This is a genomic window from Desulfosporosinus sp. BICA1-9, assembly GCF_000802135.1.
Genome location: NZ_JUEE01000244.1, coordinates 54,690 through 72,589, shown reverse-complemented (window position 1 = coordinate 72,589; position 17,900 = coordinate 54,690). Strand labels below are relative to the sequence as shown.

At 45.7% G+C, this 17,900-nt stretch carries 17 protein-coding genes; all 17 read right to left on the bottom strand.

Features of this window, described 5'->3' with window-relative positions; genetic code table 11:
- Positions 1 to 473, bottom strand: a 473-nt coding sequence (locus JL57_RS30230; RefSeq protein WP_034145576.1) for a S49 family peptidase, incomplete at its 3' end; no start/stop codon positions are given.
- A gap of 163 nt (positions 474 to 636) precedes the next feature.
- Positions 637 to 1,098 (bottom strand): GNAT family N-acetyltransferase, encoded by a 462-nt coding sequence (locus JL57_RS30225; RefSeq protein ID WP_034141383.1) that lies wholly within the window; start codon positions 1,096 to 1,098, stop codon positions 637 to 639.
- Positions 1,099 to 1,236: 138 nt separating this feature from the next.
- Entirely contained in the window at positions 1,237 to 2,727 is a 1,491-nt protein-coding gene (locus tag JL57_RS30220) for an alkaline phosphatase family protein (protein ID WP_034141382.1), read from the bottom strand.
- Between the two features lie 118 nt (positions 2,728 to 2,845).
- Positions 2,846 to 3,313: a flavodoxin family protein gene (locus tag JL57_RS30215; protein ID WP_034141381.1), complete on the bottom strand. Its 468-nt coding sequence runs from the start codon at positions 3,311 to 3,313 to the stop codon at positions 2,846 to 2,848.
- A 279-nt stretch (positions 3,314 to 3,592) separates the two neighbouring features.
- Positions 3,593 to 4,210 carry an orotate phosphoribosyltransferase gene (gene pyrE / locus JL57_RS30210; RefSeq protein ID WP_034141380.1) on the bottom strand — a complete coding sequence of 206 codons (618 nt, stop codon included), beginning with the start codon at positions 4,208 to 4,210 and terminating at the stop codon, positions 3,593 to 3,595.
- Between the two features lie 22 nt (positions 4,211 to 4,232).
- Positions 4,233 to 4,943 (bottom strand): orotidine-5'-phosphate decarboxylase, encoded by a 711-nt coding sequence (gene pyrF, locus JL57_RS30205; protein WP_034141379.1) that lies wholly within the window; start codon positions 4,941 to 4,943, stop codon positions 4,233 to 4,235.
- Positions 4,944 to 5,084: 141 nt separating this feature from the next.
- Positions 5,085 to 6,008 carry a dihydroorotate dehydrogenase gene (locus JL57_RS30200; protein ID WP_034141378.1) on the bottom strand — a complete coding sequence of 308 codons (924 nt, stop codon included), beginning with the start codon at positions 6,006 to 6,008 and terminating at the stop codon, positions 5,085 to 5,087.
- Entirely contained in the window at positions 5,995 to 6,855 is an 861-nt protein-coding gene (locus JL57_RS30195) for a dihydroorotate dehydrogenase electron transfer subunit (protein ID WP_034141377.1), read from the bottom strand. Before JL57_RS30195 ends, JL57_RS30200 begins: the two co-directional genes overlap by 14 nt.
- A gap of 370 nt (positions 6,856 to 7,225) precedes the next feature.
- Positions 7,226 to 10,399 (bottom strand): carbamoyl-phosphate synthase large subunit, encoded by a 3,174-nt coding sequence (carB, locus tag JL57_RS30190; RefSeq protein ID WP_034141376.1) that lies wholly within the window; start codon positions 10,397 to 10,399, stop codon positions 7,226 to 7,228.
- Between the two features lie 2 nt (positions 10,400 to 10,401).
- The gene (gene carA / locus JL57_RS30185) at positions 10,402 to 11,514 is read right to left on the bottom strand and encodes a glutamine-hydrolyzing carbamoyl-phosphate synthase small subunit (RefSeq protein WP_034141375.1); all 1,113 of its coding nucleotides are present in this window, start codon (positions 11,512 to 11,514) and stop codon (positions 10,402 to 10,404) included.
- 64 nt (positions 11,515 to 11,578) lie between these two features.
- Positions 11,579 to 12,889: a dihydroorotase gene (locus tag JL57_RS30180; RefSeq protein ID WP_034141374.1), complete on the bottom strand. Its 1,311-nt coding sequence runs from the start codon at positions 12,887 to 12,889 to the stop codon at positions 11,579 to 11,581.
- Complete coding sequence (locus JL57_RS30175) at positions 12,876 to 13,814, bottom strand: aspartate carbamoyltransferase catalytic subunit (protein WP_034141373.1); 939 nt, start codon at positions 13,812 to 13,814, stop codon at positions 12,876 to 12,878. The genes JL57_RS30180 and JL57_RS30175 overlap by 14 nt, the downstream gene beginning before the upstream one ends.
- A gap of 464 nt (positions 13,815 to 14,278) precedes the next feature.
- On the bottom strand, positions 14,279 to 14,833 hold the full coding sequence (pyrR, locus tag JL57_RS30170) for a bifunctional pyr operon transcriptional regulator/uracil phosphoribosyltransferase PyrR (RefSeq protein WP_291299801.1): 555 nt from the start codon (positions 14,831 to 14,833) through the stop codon (positions 14,279 to 14,281).
- 185 nt (positions 14,834 to 15,018) lie between these two features.
- Positions 15,019 to 16,017 (bottom strand): RluA family pseudouridine synthase, encoded by a 999-nt coding sequence (locus JL57_RS30165; protein WP_034145575.1) that lies wholly within the window; start codon positions 16,015 to 16,017, stop codon positions 15,019 to 15,021.
- A 42-nt stretch (positions 16,018 to 16,059) separates the two neighbouring features.
- Entirely contained in the window at positions 16,060 to 16,554 is a 495-nt protein-coding gene (lspA, locus tag JL57_RS30160) for a signal peptidase II (protein ID WP_034145574.1), read from the bottom strand.
- Between the two features lie 342 nt (positions 16,555 to 16,896).
- The gene (locus JL57_RS30155; RefSeq protein ID WP_034145573.1) at positions 16,897 to 17,565 is read right to left on the bottom strand and encodes a TraR/DksA C4-type zinc finger protein; all 669 of its coding nucleotides are present in this window, start codon (positions 17,563 to 17,565) and stop codon (positions 16,897 to 16,899) included.
- A 20-nt stretch (positions 17,566 to 17,585) separates the two neighbouring features.
- The gene (locus JL57_RS30150; protein ID WP_034145584.1) at positions 17,586 to 17,876 is read right to left on the bottom strand and encodes a DUF5665 domain-containing protein; all 291 of its coding nucleotides are present in this window, start codon (positions 17,874 to 17,876) and stop codon (positions 17,586 to 17,588) included.
- Positions 17,877 to 17,900 lie beyond the last annotated feature (24 nt).

The window sequence follows — 17,900 nt, the reverse complement described above, 5'->3', positions numbered from 1 at the left end:
GCAAAAATCTTATCCGCCGGCATCGAAATATAGTAACCGCCTGAAGCTGCCATTGAACCCATGGAAACAATCAAAGGTTTGGGGTATTTTTCTTTATAACTTATCAGTTTCTGATAAATCTCATCACTTTCATATGCACCGCCGCCAGGCGAATCAACCGTCAGGACAACAGCCTGAATTTCCGGATTAGTAAAGGCATCATCGATTTCCTGTAAAAATGCTTGATGATTATAGGCATTGGTACCGGCTGTCAATGTATCACTTTCGCTCTGAATTGTTCCTTTGACGGTAATCAAAGCAATGGTTTTACCGGCTCCTTCTTGATAAGTCTCGGTACTGAATGATGGTTCAGAAGGAAGCAGGGATCTTTTCAATTTCCCTATGTTTGGTCCTGTTGAAATAACTTCTGTACGTACGTACACCACTAACAAAACAATGATAACAGCTATAGAAATCCAGCGCTTTTTATTCATACTTATAAACCATTCCTTTCGCTGCGCTCAAGGCACAAAACAGCATGAAACCCGTTCTTTTTGAGCCTATTTTATACTGAGCATTACCTTTTTCTTCTGATCTACACTTAATGTCACCTTGAATCAAAATGTTTACCGTTTTGCTCATAAAATGTTTTATCAACTACTTTTTGTGTAAACAGATAAGCTGAGTGTTGTTCCAATTCATCTTTGCATAGAATTCCAAAGCCGGGGTGTTGTTGCGATCAGCTAGTAACTGTAAACGCCTTGCACCTTTTTCAACTGCCCAACCTTCAATCGATATTAACAGGTCCCTACCTATTCCCTGTCCTCGATAATTGTTGCCGATAACCATGTCTTCAATTAAAGCAACTATTCCGCCCTCGGCAGTGGATACCAAAATCTGCGCCGTGCACATTCCTACGATCTTTTGATTTAGTTCCGCTACCATTATGCAGCGGTTAGTTTGGCCATCTAGCATCATTTCGAGTCCACTTCGCTGCTTTGATTCATCGATAGTAAAATCAGTTTCTATAGAAAATAAGACACTTAATAATCCAAGTAAACTGTCAATGTCATTATGTTTAGCCCTTCTAATTGTTTGATTTGAATCTACAACAGCCACTCTCTTACCAACCCCTAACGAATTCGATTTATAATTCTCTCTTAATAATAACGTAAAAGAGCTAAGCAAACCCTATATCCTTTCGAGAATGACACATCTTTCTGTCCAGAGGCCTAGAAAAGACTCACTTATTTACACTCATCGTCCTAATCCAAAATGTTCAAGAATCATTGAATATAGATCAACAATCCGTGGATGCTTCAAATTGACCGTCATCCCAGAAATGATCATGGGCACTGTCGAATCTTCTTGTTCTAGGGAACCGTGGCTTCCTCCGCCCGGGTGAATAGGTGCCCCGACGGCAAAATATTCGTATCCCGATGCGGCCGAAACAATGACACGACTTTCGCTCCGCACTTCAAGTGCTGATATCAGACGATTAAATGCATCTGGAAACTTCCCAAATTCGATGATTTTTTGGTCTACAACCTGGGCATCGACCACGGATAGATCCCCTTCAAAAGACCAAGATTGACCGTAAAGATCTTGATAAGGACCAATTCGCCAAAAGCAAAGCTCTTTTTCCGTTCCGCCTTGTACAACGCAATATCTATTTTCAGAGACTTTCCATGCGATTTGGGCATTGCGAGGATCTTTGGCTAGAATTCCCACCACTTCGGGTAAAATCTCATTCATACGCTGGAGAAGATAAATAAAAGCCATGCGTTCATTCGGACAAATGGCAATCTCCTTGCTATTGTCATCTCCACTTGCTTCTTCTGTAGCTTTTAATCGTTGAAAAGACTTTAACGCATAATCTAAATCGATCAGGTATTCTTTGCCTAACCCAACCGTCGACTGTGCATGGTCTCCGGTAACGATAATGACATTTTCCTCTAAGGCTTTTTCCCACGAACTAAACTCATCAAGGACCAGAGCGATTTGTTGGTCTGCACGTTCGATCGAGGGCCCTGAGCGTAATGGGCCGTACTCGTGTGAATATTTGTCATTATCCGGGAAATAGACCACTGTGAAATCTGGCTGCTTCTTTTCGCGGACCAGCTGAGCAGTTATCATCCCAGAAAAAACATCATTGACTCCGAAACGATGAAAAGGCCCTATGGGATAACTCACAGGCCATCCGTAGAAAGGCGGATGGATGAGTTGACCAAGGGTCAAGTGGGCTGGTCCTGAAACTTGTTCTTGTTTTAAACGAAAACCCGTCGCCAAAGAAAGCAAAAAGGGGATTTTTGCTTTGTAACGGTGTGTAGCCCGATGCATGAAAAAGTTAATGTTACCAGAACTATATCCGCCTGCTTCCAGTTCTTCATACAAAGTCGGCGTTTTTGAATTAAGGTGCTCCTCATTAAGCCTAATTAACAGGTTGCGAAGGACTTGCTGCGGACCAATTTTTAAAACGCTTTGCCAAGTCGCTCCATAATCTACAATCTTCCGTATCTCCTCGTTGTACCAGATAAAACCAGGAACTCTATGTTGATCAGGCCAAGTGCCCGTAATCATGGAACTTGTGGCGACAGGGGTCATGGTAGGAAAAGCGGAGATAACTTGATCAAAGTAAGTTCCGTGTTTTGCGAGAAAGCTCAAAGCAGGGGCATTTCCTTCCGAAAGGATCCTGGCCAAGACCACAGGATGAAGGGAGTCAATGACAAATAGGATTACCTTCTTCACGATCAACCCCCTCTCTGAAAACTAAATCACTTTATTATATCAAACTATCTTATTCAAATCGCCCATTGTTGTCTAATAGCCATAAAGTACATTGAACTTATAACTATTGACATAGTGCTTAAAATAATTGCTTAGCCCAGTCCGCAGCTCGTTCAAGTTCGCCCTCTTTTAGGGGACCTTTTTCCCCGGTTACAAGGAACCCTTCCGGAGGCACAATCAGGGTTCCGCCCTTCTTTCTTAGCTTATTGGCAATGGAATTGGCAGCGTAGCCGCCCACTCTAACGATCGTTCTCAGCGCAGACGATTCGATGTCACTTAAGGATAGCCTCGTATCAAATGTTGCAACCGTGACACCTTTAAGCCTATTCTCAGGTAATTGTTTTATGAATTTAGTAATTGCTTCGGTAGGTCGAAAACCTCGGGTAGGAGATCCAATAACTAACAGTTTTAAGTCGAGTAATTCCCTCGGCGTAACTTTTGTTACCCTGATTGTTTCTCCTTCTTGAGAGCTAAGTATGTTTCCAATGGCATAGGCTATCTGTTCGGTGTTACCGAAGAAGGAATCATAGATTAGCAAGGTCTTCAATCGGATTCACAGCTCCTTTCCACCTTTTTCTATCCCTTCATTATTCGCTCCAATCCAATATATTCCTCTTATTCTGGAAATAATTTCAGTTTTAATAGAATCCTATAATATCTCCGCAAATGACATCCACCAAGTAAACCACTTCTTAAATTCCTATGAATTTCGGTTAATCCAGGTTGTTCTTAAAGAGTTAAGGGTTGTAACAAATGATTTTTTTCAGTTTGTTACAACCCTCTTTTAAGTGAGCCTTTAATCTCTTCAATAGAATTTAACAACGACCTAAAGTTTTCTACTTCCCGGTTTGATCGCAGGGATCCCTTGAGCACAAAGCGGACATTCCTGTGCTTCATAGGCTTGGATTTCTAATTGAATAATCGAACTCTGGGGTAGACCAAAATCTACCGTTCCTCCGGTTCGATCCACCAGCACACCAACCCCAACTGGGATAGCCTCAAATTCTCGGACAACAGAGAGCACCTCACGGACAGATCCACCCGTTGTGATCACGTCTTCAACTACTAAGACACGTTCCCCTGGGGAAAGGGTAAACCCTCTCCGCAAACGCATAATTCCATTTTCCCGTTCTGTAAACAAAGACCGAACTCCCAACGCTTTAGCGACTTCATGAGACACTAAAATCCCACCCGTGGCGGGTCCAATAACGGTTTGGATCTCCAGGTCACGAAATACTGACGCTAAACCCTCGGCTAAAATAGCTGCCCGCTCCGGATATTGCAGAACTTGAGCACACTGCATGTACTGAGCGCTGTGCTTTCCTGAAGTTAAGAGAAAATGTCCTTCCAATAAGGCTGAGCTTTTTCTAAATATGTCCAGGTATTGATCAGCACTTAAGGGTGCCTTACCTAGTTTAAATTCTGCATTTGATTCGTTTTTCATGTTTAGTATCTCTCTCCTTTTCCTACAGTACCCAAAGTCGTTCTAAGGCTTGACGAGGGTCCTCAGCCCGGGTAATTGGTCTTCCGACCACTAGATACGAACTTCCCGCTGCCAAGGCTTCAACCGGGGTCAAAACCCTCATCTGGTCCTGGGCTTCACTCCAGGCCGGACGTATTCCTGGTGTTACAATCAGAAACTCCGGGTTGGTATTCTGCCTTATCTCTCTCGCCTCCATAGCAGAAGCGACAACTCCATCGAGTCCTGCTTTGGTTGCTAATTTTGCGAGGGATACGACATGCTCTTTAAGATTTCGTTGCATTCCCATCTCTTCACTGAATTGAGTTTCTGAGATACTCGTCAGGACTGTAACCCCAATCACTTTAGGAACACGCTCCAGCTTACTTCCTTCTTCTCGTACTGCGTAAGCAGCCCTAGCCATCATATCATACCCGCCACTGCAGTGGACATTGATCATGTCCACACCGCACTGAACAAATCCGCGAATCGCCCGTTCCACTGTGTTCGGAATGTCATGGAGTTTGAGGTCTAAAAAGATAGGAAATCCCATAGCCTTAAGTTCCCCAATCATCGCCGGACCGGTGTAGGAATACAGTTCCAAACCCACTTTAAGCCAACATCCACTGCCTTGGAGTACCCTAGCTAAAGCTAAGGCTTCCTCGCGCCCTGGAACATCAAGAGCCACCATGACCCGATTATTTTTTGTGATATCCAAATGATTACCTCCGTTTCAACCAGCGAAAATTTACCTAATTTCCCAGACCCCTATTTATACGTAAGTGAAGGTAAATTCTTCGTAAACTTCAGGTGGAGTATTATTCTCTGGGCCATGAAGTGTTCCTATGTGGAAGCTAACTTACAAAGACTTATGGGCTAATCCTGTTAATTCTGCCACGGAAGCAAGTCCGTGTTTATCGCAGTAGTCTTGGATTCCCTGGAGGATCTCCAGGGGTGCCTGAGGATTAACGAAATTCCCCGTACCGATACTTACCGCCGTAGCCCCTGCTAGCAGAAATTCTACTGCATCCTGCCACGTAGTGATCCCGCCCATTCCTATGATGGGTAAATCCACGGCTTGGAAGACTTGCCAAACCATACGGACAGCAACCGGACGAATAGCGGGCCCAGAAAGACCTCCAAAGGTATTGGCTAAAATAGGACGTTGTCGATCAAGATCAATAGACATTCCCAACAACGTATTAATTAGGGAAACAGCATCTGCTCCCCCAAGCTGTACCGCTCGGGCCATCCCTACAATATCTGTGACATTAGGTGAAAGTTTAGCGATAATCGGAAGATCAGTTTCTGCTTTTACAGCTGTAATCACTTCTTGAGCGCTCTGCGGATCCGTGCCAAAATGCATTCCGCCATGTTTGACATTGGGACAGGAAATATTGATTTCCAGCGCAGCTAACCCTGAATCCCTTTGCAAGGCCCGCGCCATCTGAGTATAGTCCTCCAGGGAAAAACCAGAGATGTTGGCAATGACCGCTGTCGGCAATTCCCGCACCTTGGGTAAATAGGACTTGAGAAATTCCTCAAGTCCAGGATTTTCAAGCCCGACGGCATTCAATAACCCTGCCGGAGTTTCCGCTAACCGGGGAACGGGATTTCCCAGTCGTGGCAAAGGAGTAATCCCTTTCAAGGTTATTCCTCCCAAAGCTTCGACTGGACAATAGGCTGCGTACTCCTCTCCAAAACCATAAGTCCCTGAACAAGTAAGGATCGGATTCCTTAATAGGATACCCGCCAGCTCAGTCCTTAAATCAACAGGACACATCCCAGACCACCTCCTCGCCCCGAAAAACCGGTCCATCCAGACAAACTTTCCTTTGCATCAAAGTTCCAGCTTCGTCCTTCAGAGTACATACACATCCTAAACAAGCTCCTACAGCACATCCCATGCGTTCTTCCAGCGAAACTTCCACGGGAACCCCAAAGTTCATACATAGTTCCGTCACTGCCTGCATCATCCTGTGAGGACCGCAAGTGGCGACATTTATCTTGCCACTTTTACTCGTATGTAGCTTATATTGCTTCTGCCCCTGCCCAGTTAACTTCGATAATTGCTCCAGTACTTGAACCGTCACGAGCCCTTTTTGACCTAGACTTCCATCCATTGTACTGAGATGTATCGGAAGCCCCAGCGCTTGCCATAAGGATAGTCCCGCACTTTCTAGGAAGGAACGATTATCTCCCCCCCAAAACAAACGCACGGATAGCCCCCGGGCAAGAGCACTTTGAGCTAAAGAATAAAGCGGGAATATCCCAATCCCTCCCGCAATTAACCACAATTCCCCTTCATCCGGTAAGGAAAATCCCTTCCCTAAGGGACCCATAATGCTGAGACGCTCTCCACATCCAGCACGAGCTAAGATTTCAGTTCCTCTACCCACAACTCGATAGAGCAAGGTGATTTCATCGCGCTCAGGAGAAATTTCCGCCAAGCTAATGGGCCGCCGCAATAAAGGATCATATGAAGGAAGTGCTGGATCCTGAACTCTAACGGCTACAAATTGTCCCGCTTGCGCGTTTTTGGCAATGGGCCCCTTCAGAACCAGTCTCCTAAGCTTTTGATCTTCGTCTCCGAAGGGTTCATGAACAACCACTTGTCCTTCCGTAAGCATGGCAACCTCCCCTAATTCGAGGCTCGAGGTTCGAAGTTCGAGACTCGAATAGTTAATAAACACAATCTTGAACTGATATTAAATCTTATCAAACATCGATTTAGGTCTAACTCCTCAGAATAAGTTCATCGCGAACTTATTCTGAGTACGTTCAAATATTTAACTTATAGTGGTACGTTTTGTGGTGAAATTCAATTCCCACCGATTTCGGGCGGTTGGTGGTTGTAACTCGAGTTTTTAACCTCGCGCCTCATGCTCGTGTCTGGTGTTTCTCGCTTCTTAACTCGTGCTTTGTACCTCCGTTGTTCGAAGTTCGTGCTTCGTGCCATGTCCTTCGTTCGAACCACGAACATCGAACCTCGAACATCGCTTATAGCGGCAAGAGACCTGGTGAAATACTTTCCAGCACCTGAAGTAACGCGGCCGCAGTGTCTAAACTCGTAAAGCAGGGAATCCCATGTTCTACTGCCGCTCTTCGAATCGCAAAGCCATCACTTTCTTGAACCCGGCCATGGGTCGTAGTATTAATGACATATTGAATTTTTTGCCTCCGAATTCCGTCGATAATTTCGTTTGAGCCGTCATGTAGCTTCGCCACCTGTTCCACTCTTAACCCTTTACTCTGCAGATAGTGGGTGGTCCCTTTGGTGGCCATAATTCTAAAGCCAAGTTCTGCAAACCTGCGAGCAAGGTCGACCCCTTCCTCTTTATCGCGATCTGCTAGAGTCATAAACACTGAACCATAGGTTGTAAAGGATAAACCGGCTCCCAAAAGCGCTTTATAGAGGGCCTTTTCGTAAGTCCTATCCATTCCCATTACTTCACCCGTGGATTTCATCTCCGGTCCTAAAGACGGTTCGACCCTTTGCAGTTTTGAGAAGGAGAAGACAGGAGCCTTAACAGCAACCCGATCTCCCGTTGGCCAGAGACCGCGCGGAATCGCGATTTCGTCCCATTTCCTGCCTAAAATCACTTGAGTCGCCCAGTCAATGATCGGAACCCCGGTGATTTTGCTAAGAAAAGGCACAGTTCGGCTGGATCGTGGATTGACTTCGAGTACAAAGAGTTCTTTCTTATAAATTACATATTGAATGTTAAGTAACCCTTTAACCTTCAACGATCGAGCCAGTGATTCAGTTAAAGCGATGATACGCTCTTGCATATTCAAGTCGATAGTTTGAGGCGGATAAACCGCGATGGAATCTCCAGAATGAACCCCTGCCCGTTCTAAATGTTCCATGATCCCCGGGATAAAGACGTTCTCTCCATCCGAGATTGCATCGACTTCCACCTCTTTACCGAGCAGATATTGATCCATCCAGATCTCCTGCTCCGCTGAGGCAGATAAGGCACGCCTGACAACGGCCTCTAATTCCTTCTCTTCATAAACGATATCCATCGCTCTTCCACCGAGGACATAAGAAGGACGGACCACCAAGGGAAATCCTATTTTCTGAGCCACGCGCTGCACTTGCTCCATGTTCGTGGCCCCGCCTCCGCGAGGTCTTTTTGCCCCTAGTTCCTGCAGAACACGGTCAAAGGTTCCCCGCTCTTCTGCCCGGTCAATGTCTTCTACAGCCGTTCCTATGATAGGATAGCCGCGTCGTGCTAGCCCACTGGCCAAACCAATCGCCGTCTGCCCTCCGAACTGGACAATCACTCCATCGGGTTGTTCTTTATCTAGGATAGCTGAGACATCCTCCAAGGTCAAAGGCTCAAAGTAAAGACGATCAGCCGTGTCAAAGTCCGTCGAAACTGTCTCAGGATTGTTATTGATAATAATACTTTCATACCCAGCTTTTCGGAGTGCCAAAACCGCGTGTACTGAGCAATAATCAAATTCAATCCCCTGTCCGATTCGAATCGGGCCAGATCCTAAAACAACGACTTTGGGCTGCTTGTGAACCTCCCCTTCATCTTCAACATCATAACTTGAATAGAAATAGGGGGTCGTGGCTTCAAACTCTCCTGCACAAGTATCCACCATCTTGAAAACGGCTCGAATACGATGCTCTTGCCTAAACTGCTGAACCTCATCCTCCGAACCCTTCCAGAATGTCGCAATTTCTTGATCTGCAAAACCGAGCCGTTTAGCACTAAGCAGCGCGTCTTTATCCCAGGGTGCTTGTTCTAGTAAAGGTATGTTATCCACTAAACGCTTAATTATCAGTAAGAAATAGCGATTCCAGCCTGTTTCCTCAGCCAGCCAATCCACCGACCAACCGCGTCTCAGCCCTTCTGCCAAAACAAACAACATTCGATCATCCGGTTGTTGACAAAGAGTTTTAAGTTCAGCGTCAGCAAGCCCCCCAAGTTCCAATAACCGAACCCCATAAACTTTAATATCCAAAGAGCGGATCGCTTTGAGCAGGGCGGTTTCTAAGTTTCGACCAATCCCCATCACTTCTCCGGTTGCCTTCATCTGAGTACCTAAACGTCGGTCCGCTTCACTGAATTTATCAAAGGGCCAGCGTGGAATTTTAACCACTACATAATCTAAGGCCGGCTCAAAGCAAGCCGAGGTTTTCCCTGTCACCGCATTTTTTAGTTCGGTTAGTGTATACCCTAACGCTATTTTAGCCGCGACCTTAGCTATCGGATATCCGGTCGCTTTAGAAGCGAGGGCACTAGAACGACTTAAACGAGGGTTAACCTCGATAACCACGTACTCCATGCAAGAAGGGTGCAGAGCAAACTGGACATTACATCCCCCTTCAATACCTAGACCGTTGACAATTCGTCGTGATGCGCTACGGAGAATTTGAACTTCCCGATCCGTCAAGGTTTGACAAGGAGCGACGACAATACTATCCCCAGTATGCACTCCTACAGGGTCCATATTTTCCATATGGCAAATCGTGATACAGTTTCCAGCTCCATCTCGGAGAACTTCAAATTCAACTTCCTTCCAGCCGGCGACACTTCGTTCCACGAGGATCTGCCCAATCAGACTAGCTTGCAGACCACTTTCGGCGATCTGTTTTAGTTCCTCTGAATTCTGGACAATCCCGCCTCCAGTACCCCCCAAAGTAAAGGCTGGACGCACAATCAAGGGATATCCTGTCTCTGTCGCAAAAGCGAGTGCTTCTTCAACTTGAGACACAATTTTACTCTCTGGTATAGGTTCTTTAAGTTCTTGCATCAAAGCTCGAAAGCTTTCCCGATCTTCTGCTTGATCAATACTTTGCAGGGAGGTTCCCATCAAAGTAACCCCACAGCGATCTAAAACTCCTCGTTTAGCAAGTTGATAGGCTAAATTCAGGCCAGTCTGCCCACCCATAGTAGGGATTAATCCATCCGGTCTTTCCCGCTCAATAATCCGTTCCACGGATTCGACAGTTAATGGTTCAATATAGACACGGTCCGCTGTTTCCCGATCCGTCATGATCGTTGCTGGGTTGGAATTCACGAGAATGACTTCGACGCCTTCCTCACGCAAAGCCCGACAAGCTTGCGTACCGGCATAGTCAAACTCTGCAGCCTGCCCAATTACTATAGGGCCTGATCCGATCACCAGAACCCTTTTCCACTCTTTTTTGGGCATCGTTATTTCCTCCCCTTTCTGATTGAGCTTTTCTCGACGATTTCCTTAAACCGATCAAAGATTACTGCGTTCTCTTCCGGTCCTGGAGCCCCTTCAGGATGAAATTGTACGGACAGGACAGGGTAACTCTGATGTTCCATGCCTTCGACGGTACCATCATTGAGATTCAGCAACGTCACTTCGAAACCCGAGCCTGCTAGTGAAGCCTCCTGCACAGCGTAACCATGGTTTTGGGAGGTCATAGTTGCTTTTCCAGAACGCGTATCAATGACGGGATGGTTTCCCCCACGATGCCCGTAAGGGAGTTTATAGGTTTCCCCACCCGCGGCCAAGGCTAAAAGTTGATGCCCTAAGCAAATGCCCAAGACTGGCAACTTGTCATATAATCTTCGCACTGTGGCAACTTCTTCTGGCAACTCTTCAGGATCTCCAGGACCATTGCTCAACACCAATCCGCGAGGATGATGACTGAGAATTTCCTCCGCCGTGGACCTGGCTGGAAAAACCATGATTCTAAACCCTCGCTTTTGAAGGTGACGGATAATATTTCGCTTAACTCCGAAGTCAAGCACCGCGAGTAATGGACCTGATCCTGGAATTTCGTAGGCCTCCTTAACCGTTGACCGATAAACCCAGTGCTCACGTTTCCCCGCAGCCTCATTCTGACCCTGATAATTCGTCCAGAACTCCAATCCCGCCTCCCGAGTTTCCACTAATACACCCGGTAAGGTCCCAAATTGACGCAGATACCTTGTCAAAGCCCTTGTATCTACGCCTTTCAATCCCTGAACACCTTGCTGTAGACAATAGTCCTCCAGAGACCCTTCGCCATGTAAACTTCCCTCTCCCTGGGAAAGTTCTCGTAGAATGAGTCCCTGAAGACGAGTTTTATCCGCTTCATTTTCTTCATGGTGCCAGCCATAATTTCCGATTTGCGGTTGAGTAAGGACGAGAATCTGCCCCGCATAGGACAAATCCGTGACCATTTCTTGATAGCCACTCATCGACGTATTGAAAACTACTTCCTGTTCTGTCACTGAGTTCGAACGCTTCAACCACGCCCCAAATGCTTCCCCCTCAAAGGTCGTCCCATCCTGAAAAACGAGATAAGCCATCTCAAACACTCCTCTCTAACCGCGCTTTCTTTGGTTTATATACCTGTTTTCAAAGTTTCCCAATTCATAGTACCGTTCTATCTCTCTGCACAAGCCGACCTTCCACCCACACCATCACTGGTAAACCCTGGAGAGTTTTTCCTAGAAAAGGTGTATTTCTTGCTTTGGAAACCAGCGTAGCGGGCTCAATCATTTCTGCGAAATCTGGATCAAAGAGCACCATATCTGCCGAAGTGCCAGGTTTTAACGACCCCCCACGCAAGTTGAAACGCTTTGCCGGAGTGTAGCTCCAAGCCTCGATCACTCGCTCAAAACTCAGCCGTCCTGGCAGCACTAAATGTTGCCAAACCGCACTCAGCGCGGTCTCCAGACTGGCAATTCCAAACGGAGCCTCAGCAAAGGGACGTGCTTTTTCCGCCTGAGTGTGTGGCGCGTGGTCGGTGGCGATCATATCTATGGTTCCGTCGCGAAGTCCCTCGATTAGGGCCTCTCTGTCTGCTGCTGAGCCTAGCGGAGGATTTACTTTAAGTACTGTATCCGTTATGGTAATATCTTGATCACAAAAGATCAGATGATGAGGGTTCACTTCTGCAGTTACATCCACACCCTTCGCTTTAGCCCGACGAATCAGCTCAACGCTCTCTGTCGTAGAAATATGAGCAAGATGAAGTTTTCCCCCAGTCTCTTCCGCTAACAGCAGATCTCTTGCCACAATCACGCTTTCTGCAATGGCTGGAATCCCCCTTAATCCCATCCTCGTTGAAGCGACACCTCGACGCATTAAGCCTTCTCCAGCCAATTCTTTATCTTCGCAATGACTAATAATGGGGAGACCTGTGAGTTTGGCATATTCTAGCGCTAACCGCATCATTTCGGCATTTTGAATATTTTTACCATCATCGGAAAAAGCGGCAACTCCGCCCTCTTTCATATCCGCCATTTCCACCAGTTCAAGCCCTTGCATACCTTTCGTCACTGTCCCAATCGGATACACCTGAGCATAGCCTGCACGCTCCCCCTGCCTGCGTACAAATTCTACTAAGGCTCGATTATCAATCACGGGTAGAGTATTAGCCATAGCCATAATTGCGGTAAACCCTCCCCGCACTGCAGCCCGTGAACCGCTCAAAATATCCTCTTTATCTTCTTGCCCTGGTTCACGCAAGTGCGTATGAACATCAATCAGCCCCGGGAAAAGAAACTTTCCTGTTCCGTTAATAGTCTCCACAGGTTCCCCTTGAGCTTCAGCTAAAACCTCTTCCTCGGTCATGGAGGTGGAAATTTCTAAGACTTGCCCGCCCTGAACGAGAACATCTTGGGGGGATGATAGTTTTTGACTTGGGTCAATAACCTGGATATTTTTAAGCCACCACATTACTAGAACCTCCTATCAGTAAATAAATCAAAGCCATGCGAATGGCCACCCCGTTTGTAACTTGACGCTCAATCAAAGCGTCTACACCGTCTGCCACATCATCCGATATTTCTACGCCCCGATTCATAGGTCCAGGGTGTAGCACAATACTTTGCTTTCCTGTTTTCTTCAGGCGATCTACCGTCAGACCATAGAGATGACTATACTCACGTAAGCTTGGAAACAGACCGCTTTTCTGGCGTTCGAGTTGGAGACGAAGTGCCATCACAATATCCGCCCCAGGCAAAGAGCCATCTAGGTCATGGCTAAGCTTAACTCCTCCAAGTCCTTCCATTTCAATGGGAACCAAGGTGGGTGGACCTACAAAGGTTACATCAACACCCATTTTCTGAAGACACCAGGCATTACTCCGCGCTACCCTAGAATGCAAAACATCTCCAACGATGACAACTTTTTTGCCTTCTAATTCTCCTAAACGCTCTTGCATTGTGAAAACATCTAGCAAGGCTTGAGTTGGATGCTCATGCTGACCATCTCCGGCATTAATAACTCCAGCCTGAAGAATATCCGCTAAGAAATTTGCCGAACCGGAACTCGGGTGACGAATAATCACCAGATCCGCTCGCATAGCCTGAATTGTCTTAGCTGTATCGAACAAGCTTTCCCCTTTGCTCACACTACTCTGAGCAACTGCAATACTAGTGGTATCAGCTCCCAAAACCTTGCCGGCCATTTCGAAGGAGGTTCGTGTACGTGTACTTGCCTCGTAAAAGAGATTGACCACAGATTTACCCTTCAAAGTAGGTAATTTTTTAATCGGACGCATTAAAATTTCTTTCATCACTTTCGCAGTATGCAAAATATGACGGATTTCCTCAACACTCATATCCTCTATCGCGAGAACATCCTTACGCAGCCATTTCATTAGAAACCTCCTAAAATTTTTTGCCTGCAAGAAGGGGACGGTTCTTGCCATGCACTCTTGATTTAAACTTGACTTACATTCCTGACTTTGCCTTACTAATATCTAGAATCACTCCAAGAGTGAACTCGTTCAACTAAAGTTGAACATCGAGACTTCGGTGGGGGACTCTACCCCCACCGAAGCAGAGCCGGGGGTACCACTCCCACTTGTAGAAGTGGGAGTCTTACGATTTGGATCAAGCTCTGCTTTTTTCCTTGAAGTTCTCCATTTTAGTAGAGTGTAGTTCCTAGTAGTATTCTTTGAAGATACTTGTCCTAGTAACCGCCAAAAATCGTCTTTTTATCCCCGAACAATAATAAAATCCTCTTCCCAAAGGGAGAGGATTAAAATAGGCACAGCCTAGTTCCACTCGCCCCTTGGTTATCTCTCTGGATAACATTTAAAGGGTAAAGTCTCAATAACTTTTATATATCATCTCGCTCCAACAAAAGAACGTCTTCGTCCCCATCCACTTCCTGCAAACGTACCGCTACGATTTCACGCCGGGAGGTGGGTAAATTCTTGCCAACATAATCTGCCCGAATAGGCAACTCTCGATGTCCACGATCCACCAGTACCGCCAGCTGGATTCGTTCTGGCCTTCCCAAATCCATTGTCGCATCTAAAGCAGCTCGAGCCGTTCGACCAGTGTAGAGCACATCATCAATCAAAATAACACTTTTTCCTTCAATGCTCACCGGGACATCTGTTTCATGAACGACTGGATGAACATCTATGGTACTCAGGTCATCTCTATACAATGTAATATCTAAAATCCCGAGTGGAACCTTTACTCCCTCGAACTCCTCAATGTATTGTTGAATCCGTTCAGCTAAAGGCACTCCTCGGCGACGAATCCCTACTAAGATTAGTTTTTCAGTTCCTTTATTTTTTTCAACAATTTCGTGTGCGATGCGAGTTACCGCTCGACGAATCCCATCAGCATCTAAGATTTTACTTTTAATTGTGCCTACTTCCACAGCTCACTAACTCCTTTCGCTCAAGTGCTTATCCTTAGCTCGGAAATTTGTATAAATAAGTATAAAAAAAACCGTCTGAAAAGCAGACAGTCCTCCGACACTTCCGTCTGCCTTCCCAAGCCTCTCAGGACTTCATTAAAGGCCATATCACTTGTCACTTAGTGTACTAAAAGATCGTCCAAAAGTCAATGTGTGCGCAATTTTTTAACAAGTGCTGCAAACACTTTAGGCAAAGGAGCATCGAACTTCATCCACGTCCCACTACGCGGATGTTCAAATCCCAAATGCGTGGCATGTAGCATTTGTCCTTGAAGGCCATAAGGATTTCGCTTTGATCCATACACCGGATCACCAAGAACCGGATGCTTAACATAGAGCATATGAACACGAATTTGATGAGTTCGACCAGTCTCTAAACGTACTTCAAGGAATGAGACTTCGCTAAAACGATCTAATACGGTATAGTGTGTCACTGCCGGTTTCGAATGCTGCATCACTACAGCCATTCGCTTGCGGTTCGATGGGTCACGACCAATTGGCGCATCGACTGTGCCAGAAGGTTCTGACACCACCCCATGAACTAACGCTAAATATTTTCTCTCCATCGTGTGCGCTTTCAGTTGAGCGGCAAGTCCTACATGGGCAATATCATTCTTAGCCACCACTAAAATTCCGGAAGTATCTTTATCAATGCGATGAACAATCCCTGGCCTTAATACCCCATTAATTCCAGAAAGATTGTGACAGTGATATAACAAAGCATTCACCATTGTACCTGTCCAGGCCCCTGGAGCAGGATGAACTACCATCCCTTGAGGCTTATTAACGACTAGAATATCCTCATCCTCATATAGAATCTCCAGTGGAATATTTTCCGGTTCGGCTGTAGATTCCCTTAGTGTAGGGATAGTTACTTCAATCAGATCCCCCAGACGCACCTTATAATTCGCTTTTTTGGGCAAGCCATTTACTCTGACGCACTCTTGAGCAATGATTCCTTGAACGAAAGATCTGCTTTTACCCAAAGCATCCGTCATTCCGACATCTAAGCGAATTCCTTCAGGAAGACTATAGGTTTCTATTTCAGTAAAATGATTAGAATCAAACACTAAATTTTCTTCGTTTAACGCCTGATCGTCTAATTCGAAATCCTCTAACATGACTTCACTCGAAACTTTTTCCATCTCAAAACCGCCAATACTTCATTCTTATTTCTCAGTTATAGACTAACCATTAGGTTGATCTTTGAATTCGCCTTTTGACTCACCTTTAGGTTCATCTTTGGATTTTTCTTCTTGATATACAGCCAGCATCAGTAACCCCGCCCCTACTACAATCATGCTATCTGCAAAATTAAAGACATAGGGCCAAATCTGAAAATCAAGATAATCCACCACACGTCCAATAATAAGTCTGTCGTATAGGTTCCCCAGTGCTCCGCCTCCGATCATTCCTAAAGCCAAGCGTGTGATCGTTTCGTCACGAGAAATTCGATACTGTCCATATATCACTCCGCCCACCACTAAAAACGCGGTAACAACAAAAATCCAAGTTTGGCCGGCCATCAGGCCAAACGCCGCGCCTGGATTGAGGACATATGTCAAATGAAATACTTTCGGGATAACGATCAGCGTCTCGCCAGGAATAAAGTTTGTTTGAACCAGAACTTTAACTAAACGATCAATACCCCATACCCCGATCATTGCAAGCCAAACCAACAACCGACTACCCCCTACTAAATCTTTCCCTCATCTTAACACAGGGCTAGAGTCGGGGCAAACTATTGTAGGGAGGAAGTGTCTTAGCCCGTTCGCACTCGTTCCATTGCTATTCGCTTGAAGATATGGCTAAAACTCAAAACCTCTGGGCTTTCTGCATGTGAACCGTTGAGTTTCTTAACGCCATCTCCTCTGCGCTCATTGACGCAATTCCTCTCACATGCTCTCTAAGCTAAGAAACTTCCTCTGGGCTTGGGTCGACAGGGGTAGAACGGATAGTTAGAAGGGCGTTGGAGTCTGTTATGACTGTTGTGTTTTTGACGCAATGTACTTTTATTGTTTTATTTACGTCCTGCCATGCTCCTTGCTATAGTGGATCATATTGTCCGGTTCCCTCTGGGTTTCGATTGTTTCTATAGATTGGACCGCCCCTATCACCTCATCCGAATCTTCATAGAGGTCATTAGGGTCTGAGACATCCCGATTTGTACCTAAATCTTGAAGGGAATCTGCAGTACCGTAGCGAGCCACAGCCTGCCAGGAGTCCTCACCATCAAACTCTACGCGATCTGTGCCATCGTTAAAGGTTCTAGAAAAGGGTCGATTCAAAATCTCATTCTCGACAGGGTCACGATGTAAGGAATGTTGCTCTTCCTTCTCTTCCTCACGACTACATTCTGCACATACCGTAGTATAAGGTAGGGCCTCCAGTCGTTCAAAAGGGATTTCGTGACTGCAATGTTCACACTTTCCATACTCTCCTTTTTCAAATCGCTCCAAAGCAGCATCAATCGCTTCAATTTTGTGGAGAAGTCGATCATGTTGAGCGACATCCCGAGATCGTTCATAAACTTCTGTACCAACATCAGCAGGGTGATTATCTATTAGCGACAATTCCCCCAAAGACTCTCTCATGTCTACGGTTAAAAGTTCTGCTGCGGTCTCCATTGATTCCTTTTTCTCTTTGCGGAGTGTTTCAATCAATTTACTATAATATGTATTATCCTTCTTCAAATTCTAGCCCCCTATCGTTTCTATGGCTGATTTACATATTTACTTAATTCTGCAATAAACCCTCCAATGACCGGCAAATTAAGGACAACGATGCGTTTTAACAAGAAGTAAGCAAATCCGGCTAGGACTCCCGCTCCCAAAGCTGTACCCAGTCCACGTATAAGACCGATCAAGAAATTAAACCATAGAAGACGCCCTGGACGATTTAGATAAGCAATATATTCGGCCAGTCTCATCTTTTCTAGAGTCTCTGCCAACAAGATAACTTGCTTTCTTAAACCAGCTAACTCTTGTTCAGTAACAGGATCGATTACTTCTTTCTTAGCAGCGAGCAA

What these genes read in the sequence shown, in the direction of transcription:
- pyrE (WP_034141380.1), bottom strand. Translation starts at nt 4,210, where the DNA reads ATGAAAAACGAATCAAATGCAGAATTTAAACTAGGTAAGGCACCCTTA.
- JL57_RS30200 (WP_034141378.1), bottom strand. Translation starts at nt 6,008, where the DNA reads ATGTGTCCTGTTGATTTAAGGACTGAGCTGGCGGGTATCCTATTAAGG.
- JL57_RS30195 (WP_034141377.1), bottom strand. Translation starts at nt 6,855, where the DNA reads ATGCTTACGGAAGGACAAGTGGTTGTTCATGAACCCTTCGGAGACGAA.
- carB (WP_034141376.1), bottom strand. Translation starts at nt 10,399, where the DNA reads ATGCCCAAAAAAGAGTGGAAAAGGGTTCTGGTGATCGGATCAGGCCCT.
- carA (WP_034141375.1), bottom strand. Translation starts at nt 11,514, where the DNA reads ATGGCTTATCTCGTTTTTCAGGATGGGACGACCTTTGAGGGGGAAGCA.
- JL57_RS30180 (WP_034141374.1), bottom strand. Translation starts at nt 12,889, where the DNA reads ATGTGGTGGCTTAAAAATATCCAGGTTATTGACCCAAGTCAAAAACTA.
- JL57_RS30175 (WP_034141373.1), bottom strand. Translation starts at nt 13,814, where the DNA reads ATGAAATGGCTGCGTAAGGATGTTCTCGCGATAGAGGATATGAGTGTT.
- JL57_RS30165 (WP_034145575.1), bottom strand. Translation starts at nt 16,017, where the DNA reads ATGGAAAAAGTTTCGAGTGAAGTCATGTTAGAGGATTTCGAATTAGAC.